At 53.6% G+C, this 13,636-nt stretch carries 9 protein-coding genes; 2 read left to right on the forward strand and 7 right to left on the reverse strand.

Annotation, left to right across the window (positions count from 1 at the left end):
- Positions 1–109: 109 nt before the first annotated feature.
- Together ACP5D4_RS01610 and ACP5D4_RS01615 are read right to left on the reverse strand one after the other, a co-directional pair.
- Entirely contained in the window at positions 110–1,531 is a 1,422-nt protein-coding gene (locus tag ACP5D4_RS01610; protein ID WP_428009868.1) for a RecQ family ATP-dependent DNA helicase, read from the reverse strand.
- A 520-nt stretch (positions 1,532–2,051) separates the two neighbouring features.
- Positions 2,052–2,651 carry an SRPBCC family protein gene (locus ACP5D4_RS01615; protein WP_428009869.1) on the reverse strand — a complete coding sequence of 200 codons (600 nt, stop codon included), beginning with the start codon at positions 2,649–2,651 and terminating at the stop codon, positions 2,052–2,054.
- A gap of 156 nt (positions 2,652–2,807) precedes the next feature.
- Here ACP5D4_RS01615 and ACP5D4_RS01620 point away from each other — a divergent pair, with 156 nt between their 5' ends.
- Positions 2,808–3,575, forward strand: a complete 768-nt coding sequence (locus tag ACP5D4_RS01620) for a glycerophosphodiester phosphodiesterase (protein WP_428009870.1) — start codon at positions 2,808–2,810, stop codon at positions 3,573–3,575.
- Positions 3,576–3,589: 14 nt separating this feature from the next.
- Here ACP5D4_RS01620 and ACP5D4_RS01625 read toward each other — a convergent pair whose 3' ends face one another.
- The 4 genes from ACP5D4_RS01625 to ACP5D4_RS01640 form a co-directional block, all read right to left on the reverse strand.
- The gene (locus tag ACP5D4_RS01625) at positions 3,590–4,390 is read right to left on the reverse strand and encodes a pentapeptide repeat-containing protein (protein WP_428009871.1); all 801 of its coding nucleotides are present in this window, start codon (positions 4,388–4,390) and stop codon (positions 3,590–3,592) included.
- A gap of 100 nt (positions 4,391–4,490) precedes the next feature.
- Positions 4,491–5,114, reverse strand: coding sequence for a class I SAM-dependent methyltransferase (locus ACP5D4_RS01630; protein ID WP_428009872.1), 624 nt, complete (start codon positions 5,112–5,114; stop codon positions 4,491–4,493).
- 396 nt (positions 5,115–5,510) lie between these two features.
- Positions 5,511–7,688, reverse strand: a complete 2,178-nt coding sequence (locus ACP5D4_RS01635) for a Tex family protein (protein ID WP_428009873.1) — start codon at positions 7,686–7,688, stop codon at positions 5,511–5,513.
- Between the two features lie 34 nt (positions 7,689–7,722).
- Complete coding sequence (locus tag ACP5D4_RS01640; RefSeq protein WP_428009874.1) at positions 7,723–8,433, reverse strand: pentapeptide repeat-containing protein; 711 nt, start codon at positions 8,431–8,433, stop codon at positions 7,723–7,725.
- A 304-nt stretch (positions 8,434–8,737) separates the two neighbouring features.
- Here ACP5D4_RS01640 and ACP5D4_RS01645 point away from each other — a divergent pair, with 304 nt between their 5' ends.
- Positions 8,738–9,994 carry a pentapeptide repeat-containing protein gene (locus ACP5D4_RS01645; protein WP_428009875.1) on the forward strand — a complete coding sequence of 419 codons (1,257 nt, stop codon included), beginning with the start codon at positions 8,738–8,740 and terminating at the stop codon, positions 9,992–9,994.
- A 29-nt stretch (positions 9,995–10,023) separates the two neighbouring features.
- Here the strand turns inward: ACP5D4_RS01645 and mfd are convergent, their stop codons facing one another.
- Positions 10,024–13,521, reverse strand: coding sequence for a transcription-repair coupling factor (gene mfd, locus ACP5D4_RS01650; RefSeq protein ID WP_428009876.1), 3,498 nt, complete (start codon positions 13,519–13,521; stop codon positions 10,024–10,026).
- Between the last annotated feature and the right edge of the window lie 115 nt (positions 13,522–13,636).

The following is a 13,636-nucleotide window of genomic DNA, read 5'->3' on the forward strand; positions in this document are numbered from 1 at the left end:
AGAGAGGGATCGATCGAGCAGCGGCGAAACCGCCTTATCGTGTCACGCTACGGGGTTTCAGAGAAACATCAGATTTGGGGAATCGCCACCCCGAAGATGGATTTCGGAACTATCGCCGACATCGATCGCACTTCCCGCAGGGTTTCGCCTCCTCCCCAAAGCCAAACGCCTCCAGTAAAAACATCCAACGACAGCGACGACTTCGCAGATACCGTTGCATCTCTCGGATGGCGTCGGTGTTGGAATCGGGGTTCGGGGTACTGTCGAGAATTTTGTAATGGAAGGGATCGCGCCAGGTGAGTTGTCCGCGACTGTGCAACAATGACAGGGCAATTTCGGCGTCTTTGTATTCCGTTTTTACGGCGTCGAGATTCCCTGATTTGGGGAGTTGTTTGGCTAACTGTTTGGCGCGTCGCAGTTGCGCGGTTTCGCGATCGCGGAAAAACTGCTGGCGTTGCTTGTCGCTGGGATCTAGCCATCCGGTGGGTTCGCTGACGATCGAAACGGCGATAGCAGGCTTTCCGTCACGTCCCGCTCTTCCCACTTCTTGCAGGTATTCTGAGAGTAAGGCGGGAACTTGGTAATGTAACACCCAGCGCACGTTGGGTTTGTTAATCCCCATGCCAAAGGCAGAGGTACAGACGACGAACTGCAACTGCCCGTTTAACCATTGTGCCTCGAGTTGGCGGCGATCGATCGACCCCAATCCGGCGTGATAGGCGGCGGTAGCGAATCCCTGTTGTTGTAGCCAATACGCCAGCGTCTCGCAGTCGCGGCGGGTTCTGGCGTAGATGATTCCCGATTCCTGGGGATGTTGTTTCAGGAATTTGAGAAGTTGCTGTTTGCGGTTGCGCGGCGTGCAGGTGTGGCGCAGGTGCAAAGATAAATTAGGACGATAGGGGTTTTGTAAAAACTGCTGGGGTTGGCGCAGTTTCAACACTTCTCGAATCGTTTGCTGTGCGGTGGAATCGGCGGTGGCGGTAAAGGCGGCGACGGGAATGCGGGTTTTCGGCGGACGGTTTTTGAGGAGGGTCGATCGCACTGCTCCCAATCGTCGGTATGCTGGACGAAAGGTATCCCCCCACTGGACTAAACAGTGGGCTTCGTCGAGTATGATTCCGTTGATGTCGATATGCGGTTGCGCGAGAATTTGCCAAACTTGGCGACTGAGGAGGGTTTCGGGAGAGAGGTACAGCAAGCGCAGTTTTTGGTGTTCCAAGGCGTTGAGAACGGCTTTTTTCTGGGAACGCGATCGATCGCTGTGAAGTGTCGCGGCGGGAAGGTTGCGATCGCGCAATTCTGTAACTTGATTTTCCATCAACGCCACCAATGGCGACACCACCAGCGTCACGCCATCTTGTAACAACGCTGGAAGTTGGAAACAAATCGATTTTCCGCCTCCAGTCGGAAGTACGATTAAGGCATCCCGTTTCTGAAGAATCGTCTTGACAATTTCCCCTTGAGGATAGCGAAACTCATCGTATCCCCAAATCTGTCGAAACGTCTCCCGCAGTCGATTCCAATCGTTCATTTTACCAGAAATTTTGGGTCTAAAGCCTCGCCCTTTCAGGGCGACTCTGCTATAATGGAGAAACTGGAGCGGTATTCAACCAGTTTGAAAACCGAGCCTCTAATCGAGGCAACTGAACCTTGAAAACTAGAGTTAGTGGGTTCTGTTCGGGAAGGCTCGGGCAGGTAAAAGCTCTAAGCAACAAGTACAGAGAACCAATTTTTTCGCGGATTCTCAGGTACGGTAGGGCATACCGAAACCTCCTCTGCAATGGGGAAAACGCCTAGGGAGATAAACCCCTCTGGTATTCATTGGCAACGATGGATAGTAAGGGTTGTCAACGAACTAGGAATCCCAAACCGTGAGGTCTGGAGAATCGCCGCTCTTTTAAGGCGGCGAGTATGTCAAGGAGAACAGGGAATGGGGAACAGTGGTAGGGTACATGACTTGAAAAATCCGGTGTCGAACCTGAAACTGAGAAATCATCCCATCATCTCATCATCTCATCATCCCATCATCCCCTCATCCCCTTATCCCATCATCACCCCCGTCGTCGCAACACTTCCTCGCGAATGGCTTCGAGGGTATCGGCGAGGGATTGTTCGAAGATGTCGTAAAAGATGGTTTCGGGGGTTCCGTCTTCGGGGGAAACGTTGACGGTTTGTTTGAGGCGCAAATGGTTCGAGTCGGCGACGGTTTCGAGTATCCAAGAACCTTCGAGTTTTGCGAGATCTCCTTCGACGAGGCGAAAGTCGATGCGCTGGTTTTGGGTTTCTAGGTTTTCGGTACGGATGCGCGATCGCACGTTAATAAACAATACGCGACGTTCGCTGATTTGTTCGACAACGCTGCGGTTTCCTTCGCTTTCAAGAACGTTACTCGAGACGATGTTGGGGAGAAAATTGCTGAAGTTGTTGTAGTCGGCGATGACGTTCCAGACTTCTTCGGCTGACGCATCGAGGAGAATTTCGGCGGTGTAGGTGTTTTCTGCGTCGCGAGTGATGCGGATTTCCCCTTCCCGTCGCGCCAGTTGGGTTTCTGCGGCGGGAACGTCAACGGCGAGGGTGGGAAGGGTAGGGGTGAGGCTTCCTATTAGAAAAGCTGTACTGGCGATAAAAGAAGCGGAAATAAAATAGCGCATGGAGATTTTGTTGGGTTTCAGGAGTGTTTTGTAACTTGGGATACTGCAAAAAAAACGATTTTGTGCTTATCTCCAAGTAAGTCTTTGAAAACTGTAAAGATTTGTATCGTTCGATCGATCGTACCATTGCTGTCAAAAGAAGTCAGGAATTGAACTGTGAACGACCCTATCGAGGCTTATGAAATTATCGCCCATCGGGGCTTTTCGGCGATCGCGCCGGAAAATACGTTAGCCGCGTTTGATTTGGCGCTCGACGCGGGGGCGGATTCGATCGAATTAGACGTGCGTTTGAGCGGCGACGGGGTTCCGATTGTGATTCACGATGAAACGCTCGATCGCACGACGCCGATGCGGGGAAACGTCAGCGAAACCCCTTGGCGTCAGTTGCGGGATCTCGATGCGGGAAGTTGGTTTGACGAGGAGTTCGCAGAGGAACGGATTCCCACTTTAGCTGAAGCTCTCGATGCAATCTGGGACATACCGAACGCTTTATATTTGGATATTAAGCCACATCCGATGTGGACTGACGAACGCATCGAGAAACTGTTGCGGCTGCTGGGGGAGCGGGGATGGCTCGATCGCTGTTACATCTGTTCTTTCGATCCTGCGTTGTTAGAGCGGTTTCGCGCCGAATCGACGGAAGTACGGCTGTGTTACCTCGTCGCGACAGAGGAGGCGTTTGAAGCCTGTTTACCGCTGGCGTCTGAGAAAAAGGCGATCGTTTCCGGTTTGGCGTCACTGTTACTTGAGGAACCGGGATTGGTAGGAGATGCGAAAGCCAGAAACATCAAGGTTTTGGCGTGGGTTGTCGACGATCTCGAGATTTGGGAACAGCTCAAACAACTCGGCGTTCGCGGTGTCGTGACGAATACTTTGTGCGATCGCGCGTTGGATTGGTTCGAGGATGAGGAGATGATGGGGTGATGGGATGATGGGGGCTAGAAAAAGGGTAAGAAGCCTTGGAGTAAGATGCTTCCGACGCCGGTAATGACGTTGAGGAGGTTTCCGCCGAGATCGCCGTTGCGGGCGCGTTCGCGGGCTTCTTGGTAGGCTTCTTCTTCGGCTTGGATGGCGGCGATGAAGAATTCGGCGGTTTCGTATCCTTCTTGGTTTCCCGCCAGGAAATAGATTTCTGAGGCGCGTCTGGCGTCGGCGATGGCTTGTTCGACGTTCCCCATGCGGTTGTGCGCGGCGGCTCTTCCGAGGTAGGCGAGGGGAAACTCGGGTTGTAGGTTAATGGCTTGGGTGTAATATTCGATCGCTCCTTGGAAATTCCCTTTTTCGGCTTCTTCGCCGCCCCACAAAAGCAAGTCTTGGGGCGTGACGGCGACAGTGGGAATTCCGTAAGCGCCTCGCAGGTTCGCCCCGCTGAGAATGGCGCCTTCGTATCGCACGTCTGTTAAATATGCGTCTCGTAAATCCGCCCCGGTGAGGTTGGCGCCGGTGAGGTTCGCCCCGGTAAGGTTGGCGCCGACGAGGGAGACTCCGGTGAGGTTGGCGCCGCTTAAATCCGCCCCGGTTAAGTCGCTGTGGCTGAGATTGGCGCGGATGAGATTCGCCCCGGTGAGGTTCGCCCCGGCTAAGTTGGCGTGAACGAGTCCCGCATTTCGCAAGTCGCACCCGGAACAGTTTTGTGTGGAGAGGAGTTGTTGCAGGTGTTCGATGTTTTCAGCCCGGGCGGGTGCTATCCAACAGGCTGTTGCGAGAAGGGTTGTGGTTGCGAGTTTGGGAAGTTTCATAGTAATCATAGGGAACAGCGAACAAAAAATCGGGTGTCAAACGTGAAACCAATACATCGTCACGCACTGCTCATCATCCCATCACCTCCTCATCTCCTCATCATTTCCAGGCTTGGATGATTTGTAAACTTCCTCCGGCGTACAGTTGGCGATCGCACCGCTGAAAGCCTACGGCTGAGAGCAATCCGGGTAAGTCGATTTTTAGGAGTTTCCAGGCGGTTTCGGTTTCAAAGAGCCAGAAAAATGCTGCTAATCCCGGCCAGAATAGGAGATTGGTGGGTTTGTGGAAGTCGGCGATGGTGAAGACGCCGCCGGGTTTGAGTATGCGGAACACTTCCCAGACGATGCGATTGAGGGTTTCGGGTTCCATTTCGTGGAGGGCGGCGCTGGTATGTACTACGTCGAAGCTGTTGTCGTCGAAGGGAATATCCTGCGCGAAGGCTTGGACGTACTCGGCTTCGGGAACGTTGGCTTTGGCTCGATCGATCGATCGAGGGGAAGCGTCTAATCCAATCACCTCTTGAGACTGTTGTACCAGATATTTCGTCGATTGACCCCAGCCACAGCACAAGTCTAATACTCGGCTTTTGGGGGAAATGGGTAAGTCCGCCATCGGTAGCGTCCGAAATCGCTCTTCGCCGCCGACGGTGAGGGCGGCGGTGCGGGAAATGCTGTCGTAGAGCCACTGATGGCGATAACTGAGGTCTCTGAGAATTGTTGCCATTGCGATCGCGGGGTCTTGCATAATACCAAGACCTATTGTACGGCGAACGGCGGTTCTCTATTTTTGATGGGTTCGGGGAGTCTCAAATGGAATTGTTCAAAAAAGTTGACTAAAAAATCAAGCTAGTTGACACAATCCCATTATCTTAGAATACGATTATCTTATCCGAAAAAATTGCCGAAGTCAAGGATAAAAAATTCCGCGAGCGACCCAAAAAGTTAATTTTAGTTAATTTTTTAAAATAAAGTTTTCAATAGAATTCAATACAAAATTTAATACAAGATTATTTTACCCCCCAGCCGGGTATTCGGTCAAGGGGGTTTAGGGACTTGCATGGCGAAGGGGTAGGGAACGAAAGCCTCACTACATCTGAGAAGGAGGAAAGAGGGTTGGGATTTATTCGAGGGCTTTCATCGACAAGCTAATTCGCTTTAATTTCTCGTTGATATCTAAGACTTTAACTTTCACCACTTCGCCGACTTTCACGACGGTATTGGGATCTTTGACGAAACGGTTGGCGAGTTGGGAAATATGAACTAAGCCGTCTTGATGGACGCCGATATCGACGAAGGCGCCGAAATTGGCGACGTTGGTAACGACGCCTTCTAAAACCATTCCTTCTTTTAAATCGGAAATTTCGTCGATTCCTTCTTTGAAGGTGGCGTAGGTAAATTCGTCGCGGGGATCGCGTCCGGGTTTTTCCAATTCGGATAAAATATCCCGTAATGTGGGTTCGCCAATGCTGTCGGTGGTATATTTTTTGAGATCGATCGCCTTCAATTGTTGGGCGATGGCTTCGGGTTGTTCCAACGACAACTGCAAATCCTGGGCGATCGATTTCACGACGCTGTAACTTTCCGGGTGAACCGCCGTATTATCCAAAGGATTCTCCCCATCGCGAATGCGTAAAAATCCCGCCGATAACTCGAAGGCTTTCGGACCTAATTTCGGCACTTTTAACAGTTGGCGGCGGTTGGAAAAGGCGCCGTTTTTATCTCGATAGGCGACGATATTGTTCGCCACCGACGCCGACAATCCCGAAACCGAGGTTAACAGGGCGTTGGAGGCGGTGTTGAGATCGACGCCGACATAGTTGACGCAGCTTTCGACGGTTTCCTCGAGTTTCTGTTTGAGTAACTTTTGGTCGACATCGTGTTGGTATTGTCCCACGCCGATGGATTTGGGATCGATTTTCACCAATTCCGCGAGGGGATCTTGTAACCGTCGCGCGATGCTAATCGCCCCCCTCACGGTAACGTCGAGATCGGGAAATTCTGCGATCGCCACTTCGCTGGCGGAATACACCGACGCCCCGGATTCGTTCACCATGACTTTGACGGGGGGGTTTTGCAAGCTTTTCAACACTTCGCCGACGAAGCGATCGGTTTCTCGGCTGGCGGTTCCGTTTCCGATGGCGATCAGTTGGATATGGTGGCGTCGAATCAACTGCGTCAGGGTTTTGGCGGCGGCTTCCCGTTTGGTTTGGGATTGGTGGGGGAAAATGGCTTGGTATTCAAGGAATTTTCCGGTATCGTCGAGGGCGGCGACTTTGCATCCGGTTCGGAAGCCGGGATCGATTCCTAGGGTGGGTTTGCGCCCTGCTGGGGGGGCGAGTAACAACGCCCGCAGGTTGGCTTCAAAGGTTTTGACGGAGGCTTCGTCGGCTTGGGTTTTGACTTCTGCGATAACGCCGTTGACGATCGAAGGTTTGAGGAGGCGGGTGTAGGCGTCTTTGATGAGGTTTTGGTAAAACTGACGGAGCGATCGATCTCGGGTATGAAGGATCTGGGATTCGAGATGGGCGAGAATGTGATCGTCGTCGGCGGTGAGTTTCACGTCTAAAATCCCTTCCCGTTCTCCGCGCAACAGGGCTAAAACGTTGTGAGGGGCGATTTTACGCAGGGAAATTTGATAATCGCGATAGGTTTCGTATTTGGTACTTCCTTCGGGATAGTCTTTTTTGACGCCAGAGGTAAAGAATCCGTCTTTGAGGAAGATTTCTCGCAGGTGCGATCGCAATTCGGCGTTTTCGGAGATGGCTTCGGCGAGGATATCCGACGCGCCTTTTAAGGCGTCTTCGGCGGTGGCGATTTTCTGTTCCGGGTTGAGGTATTTTGCGGCTTCTGCGTATAAATCGATGGCGCGGCTTTGGGGCGTGTTGTGCGATGCGATCGCCGTCGCCAGGGGTTCTAACCCTCGTTCTCGGGCGATGGTGGCGCGAGTGCGGCGTTTGGGGCGATAGGGAAGATAGAGATCTTCGAGTTCCGTTTTCTGGGAACATTGAAGAATCTTGTCTCGCAATGCCTCTGTGAGTTTTCCTTGTTGTTCGATGGCTTCGAGAATCGTGGTTTTGCGATCGTCGAGTTCCTTTAAATAGGCGGCGCGATCGAACAGTTCCCGCAGCTGCACTTCCGTCATTTCCCCGGTGCGTTCTTTCCGATACCGGGCGATAAAGGGAACTGTCGCCCCTTCGTTCCACAACTCGAGGGCGTTTTGAACTTGGGAAAGGGACAGGGAAAATTCCTCAGCCAGACGCTTGGGAATATTGGAGGAGAGAGAAGGCAGTGCAATCATGGACGAACGGACGAGAACGAACAGATCGATCGAGTTACTGGTAAATTCTACCGTCTGGGAGGATGAGGCCTGTTAAATCTGCCCCCGTCAGTTTAACGAGGAGTCGGTTTCCCGTTCCCACCTTCGCCCCGGTTAAATCCGCCCCCGTCAAATCCGCCCCGCTTAAATCGGCACCGATGAGATTGGCTTCTCGCAGAATGGCGTAACTGAGATCGGCTTCGAGGAGGTTGGCGCGAAACAGATTCGCCCCGGCGAGGTTCGCCCCGGCGAGGTTGACGCGATGCATGAAGGCATCGCTGAGATTGGCTTCGACGAGGTTCGCCCCTTCCAGGTTGCGCCCGGATAAGTCTTTTTCCCGAAAGTTCGCCCCGTGTAAGTCAGCGTTGCAGTAGTCGCGGGTGTGGGGGCGTCGGTAGCCGCGATGGTGGTGATGGTGGTGATGGTGATGGTAATGGGGCGGCGGTGGGGGCGGTTTCGGCGGCGAGGTGGGCGATCGATATCCGTTTTGATGTCCGTTGCGATCTCCGCTGCGATGTCCGTTACGATGGAACGATCGCAGGCGATCGCGGGCGTCGTTGATGGATTTGAGGGTTTCTTGGGCTTTGTATTGGAGTCGTGCGTTTTCGCCGGGAATGCGATCGGGATGCCAGACGAATGCCAAGTCTCTGTAGGCGCGATCGATCTCTTCGATCGATGCCCCCGGTTCTAGTCCCAACACTCGATAGTATTGCTCTAGATGTTCCATCGCCAGCGTCTCTTCTGGAATAGAACGATTATATCCAATCTTAAAATTTAACCCGCCCAGGCTGTTCGGATTTCAGTCTGGGCGGGCATGGTTTTGTTATGAACTAGCCTTATTATGGAAACGGCGGCTAGAGGTTTTAAACGGGCGTGCTTAGCACTTTCTATAGTTTTAGAGTACCGCAAGAATACGGAAATATTCAATAAATTTAACTTGTCTTTAAATTAATACAGGTTCGTTTACATTTCTGGCATTTCTTACAGAAGAGTCTGACGCTTTAACCGCCTATCTACAAATCTAACCATCAATGAATCAGGAACCCAACCGGAATTCGTTGCCACAACAAAGCGAGTCTAAGTTAGACAGAGTAGAGGTTTCAGGCGAAGCAACCTCGGATCGATCGCCCGCAAATCCCCCCTCAGCGACCTCTTCTCAAATTGAAACCCGATCGCAAACAATATTTTTATTACAAAAATATCCCAGCGCCATCGTTTTAGGGTCGATCGTAATTACCATCATCGGACTGGCGATCGATAGCCTGTGGTTGGCGCTAACAGGATCGCTGGCGAGTTTGCTGGTGTCGTTAGTGTTGCTGCTACCGAGTTGGGCGAAACTCTGGACGCAACTGGTTCCCGAACCCTGGCGCAAACTCATCATCGCCATTTTAGGACTGCTGGCCGCCGCCACAGGACTCCTGATGCTGAGTACCTCCAACCAGCAGGGAACCCGCGCCATTCAAATCAACTGGGACGCCGTAGGCGCCCTCGGAGAAATCGTCGGAGCGTTAGGACAAATCGCGATCGCCATCCTCGCCGTGTACGTGGCGTGGCAACAGTACGTCATTTCACGGGATCTAACCATTCAACAAAACCGCATCACCCAACAACAAACCATCGACGCTTACTTTCAAGGAGTATCCGACTTAACCCTCAACGACGAAGGATTACTCGAAGACTGGCCGCAAGAACGGGCGATCGCCGAAGGGCGAACCGCCGCCATTCTCAGCAGCGTCGATGCGGCCGGAAAAGCGAAAATCCTGCGGTTTTTATCGCAATCGCGACTGCTAACGCCCCTAAAACGCGATCTCCGCCTAGGGCGTCCCATTCTCGACGGGGCGGGGGGCTACGCCGAAGATCGCGCCTACGGTACCCGAGTTATCGACTTAGGGGTGATGTTGGCGGCGGCGAACCTCGAACAGACCGATTTACGTTGGACAGACCTCAGCGATGCGAACATGGTACGAGCGAATTTGAGTCACTGCGATCTCGTCAAAGCGAATTTGGCTCGATCGATCCTCTACGAAGCCAATTTAACCGGAGTAGATTTAAAAGGAACCCGTTTGTTTTACGGAACCGCCGAAACCGCCACCCCCCGCAGTCGAACCGAACCGCCGAACTACCAAACCGGAGAACAGACGGGGGCGGTTGTCGAAGACGCCGACTTTACCGACGTACAGCGAATGTCCGACGCCCAGCGATATTACTGTTGCGCCTGGGGCGGCGAGAAGACGCGCCAAACCATCCCCGGCGGTTGCGAAGGAATTCCCAATCGCTTAGGGAGATGAGGAGGAGGTCGAGAGAAACAAGAATTGGACTACTCCGCCAACGCCGCCAACGCCGCCTCAGACTGCTTCTCCAACGCCGGAGACATAGCGTCCAACCACTGAATCAAACTGTCGAGTTGCTTGTCCGGCGACAACACCCCCAAACCGCGAACCGTGACTTTCCCCGAACTGTACAGGAACCGCGAGTGTAGGTGAGACGGTAAATGTTCCTTCAGCAGCTTCCAAGCTGGCTCTTCCATCGGCGTTTCCAAAACCACATGCTGTTTCCCTTCCGGTTTGATGCGGGAAAAGCCCAGTTTCTTGGCGATTTGCTTAAGTTCCATCACCCGCAACAACTGACTGACGCCCTTGGGAAGCGGCCCGTAACAATCCCGCCAATCGGCGGCGATTTGTCCCAACTCTTCAGAAGACTGGGCGGTGGCGACGCTGCGATAGGCGCTCATCTTGCGATCGATATCCCGAATATAATCGCTGGGAATAAACGCCGTGAGGTTGAGGTCGATTTGCGTGTCGTCCACCTTGGGAATTTCCTGACCCTGAATTTCCTGAATCTCCTCTTGCAACATCTCCATATACAAATCGAAGCCGATGGCGTTCATCTGACCCGACTGTTCCGCCCCGAGGAGATTTCCCACGCCGCGAATTTCCATATCGCGCACCGCCAGTTGATATCCCGAACCCAACTGGCTGAACTCCTGTAACGCCCGCAACCGCTTCTGTGCGGCGTCAGACAGTTTCGATCGACGACTGTAAAACAACCAAGCATGGGCTTGAATCCCCGCCCGTCCCACGCGACCGCGCAACTGGTACAGTTGAGACAATCCAAAGCGATGGGCGTCTTCAATCAAAATCGTGTTGACCCGGGGAATGTCCAACCCGGACTCGACGATAGTAGTACAAACCAAAACATCCGCTTCCCCAGAACTGAAGCCCAACATCACCGATTCCAATTCCGAAGCGTCCATCTGACCGTGGGCGATCGCAATGCGGGCGTTAGGAACCATTTCCCGAATTTGCGCCGAGGTTTCCTCGATACCCTCGACCCGAGGCACCACGTAAAACACCTGTCCGCCGCGATCGAGTTCCTGACAGACTGCACTTCTGACCGTTTCCCATTCAAACGGGGCTAAATGAGTTTTAATGGGGCGACGAGACGGGGGCGGCGTCGTAATCAAACTCATCTCGCGAATTCCCGAGAGAGACATATATAAGGTGCGGGGAATCGGCGTCGCCGTCAGCGTCAAAACATCCACCTGAGTTTTAAGGGATTTAATTTTCTCCTTCTGACTGACGCCGAACCGCTGTTCTTCGTCCACCACCAACAGCCCCAAATCCTTAAATTTGATGGTTTTCCCGAGGAGGCGATGGGTTCCCACCACCACATCTAACTCGCCCGTCGCGAGGCGTTGCGAAATCGCTTTGCGTTCCTCGGCGGTGCGGAAGCGGTTGAGTAACCCCACTTGAATCGGGTAGGGGGCGAAGCGTTCTTTGAGGGTGTGGTAGTGTTGCTGAGTGAGAATCGTCGTCGGGGCCAGAAGTGCCACTTGTTTTCCGGCGGTGACGGCTTTGAAAATTGCCCGAATCGCCACTTCGGTTTTCCCGAACCCCACATCGCCGCAGACGAGTCGGTCCATGGGTCGATCGCTCTCCATGTCCCGTTTGACATCTTGAGTCGCTTTGAGTTGGTCGGGGGTGGGTTGGTAGGGGAAAGAGTCTTCAAGTTCCTGTTGCCAAGGGGCATCGTTGGGATAGGCGAAGCCTTGCTGTTTCGATCGCTGGGCGTAGAGTTTCAGCAAATCGACAGCGACTTTTTTAACAGCTTTGCGAACTTTGTTTTTGGTGCGTTCCCAAGTTTTCCCCGACATCTTGTTGAGTTGGGGGCGTCCGCTTCCCGTGTGGCGATAGCGAGAGAGTAAATTCACGCGATCGGCGGCCACCCGAAGCGTCCCGTCAGCGTATTTCAACACCAGATATTCGCGAGTTTCCTGGTTGACGGTGAGGCTTTCGAGTTTGACGAACTGACCGACGCCGTGGTTTTTGTGAACGACGTAATCTCCCGGTTGCAGTTGGTTGGGATCGACTTGTTTAGAGGCGGCCCGGCGGCGTTTGCGGACGTAACTGGGGGTGGCCAGGGCGTGTTGTCCGAAAAATTCGCGGTCGGTGACGACCACCAGGCGCAGGGTGGGAAGGATGAAGCCTTCGAGTTCGGCTTGTCCGGAGTATTTGAGGGCGACGGGGGTATGGTGGGTTTGCAGTCGTCCGATGGCTGGGAAGTCTTTGGGGTTGGGGACGAACTGGGCGGGACAGTCGTGTTCTTGGAGGAGGGCGACAGTGCGACTGGGTTGGGCGGAGACGAGGAAAATGGAGAAGCCGCGATCGCGTTCGCCCCGGAGAATGTCGGCGAGTTTGGCGAATTGGTGGGGCGTGATGGGAAGGGGACGACTGGCGAGATCGGTGGCTTCGCGAGTAGTTTCGACGAGTTCGGACAGTTCTAAGCGCAGGAAGCGATCGCCCTCCGCCAAACAGTCGTCAAAACTGCGGTGAAGCGGTTGGAGGTCGCCGAAACTCTGTCGGTGAAGGTTGAATTCCTGTTGGGCGTGTTCGGTCCAGCGATCGCAGTGGGCGCGACAGGCTTCCGGTTCGTCCAGGGCCAGAAGGGTATTTTCGGGCAGGTAATCCAGCAAACAGGCGGGTTTGTCGAAGGCGACCCCCAACAGGGCGGTTTTGGTGAGATTTTCTGGAACCTCCTCATCTTCGATGGGAACCGCCGCCCCGAAACTCGTCGGTGTTAGCACACATTGGGGTATTTTGTCAAGAGATCGCTGACTGCCGGGGTCGAATTCCCGCATTTTTTCCAACTCGTCCCCGAAAAACTCTAATCGCACCGGGAGTTCTGCCGAAACGGGGAACAAATCCACGATATCGCCGCGACGACTCCACTGTCCTTCCGTTTCGACCAGAGAGACTCGTTCGTATCCCAATTCGGTGAGGCGAGTTGAAAGGGTATTTAAGTCCAGTTCCATCCCCGGTTGTAGCGTCAGACAGAGGGAGGAAAAGATATCTCGGGGCGGGAGATGGGGTTGTAACGCCCGTTGCGTGGCGACGACGGCAATTTTCGAGGTGTTGTCGCTGCGAACCAGGTCGGACAACACTTGCATTTGTCCCCAGGTCATTTCGTCCGATCCTTCGCGGCGTTTGTCGCCGAGGTTTCCATCGAGGCTATCGTAGGGAGAGGCTTCGGTGGTGGGGTAAAAGAGGACGGTTTTCCAGTCCATTTCCGCCAGTTGCGCCGCCCAGCGTCCGGCTTCTTCCAGGGTGGCGGCGATGACGCACAGGGGTTGAGAGGCGGGAGTTTGGGAAGAGGTAGGCTTATCGTCGAAGTCGGTGGCCAGGGCCGAGGCCACGAGACCTTTGGGAAACCGAGGAATCCCGTCGAGTTTTAAACGGCCGTCTCGCCGGAGACGACCGTGAAGTTCTCGGGTAAGTTGAGTTTGGACGAGGGTACGAACGACGGACGAAAAAGCCATAACGTAGGGTAGCGATCGAGTTGGAATGTCACCGATCTTTATATTTTAAGAGGTTTGATGGCTTCAAGTCCGTCGCCTCCGCGATCGCTTCCCCTTCCACTGTGCCGGATTCTCG

The sequence above is a fragment of the Baaleninema sp. genome (genome assembly GCF_049974805.1).
In the GTDB taxonomy this organism is placed as follows: domain Bacteria; phylum Cyanobacteriota; class Cyanobacteriia; order Cyanobacteriales; family Geitlerinemataceae; genus Baaleninema.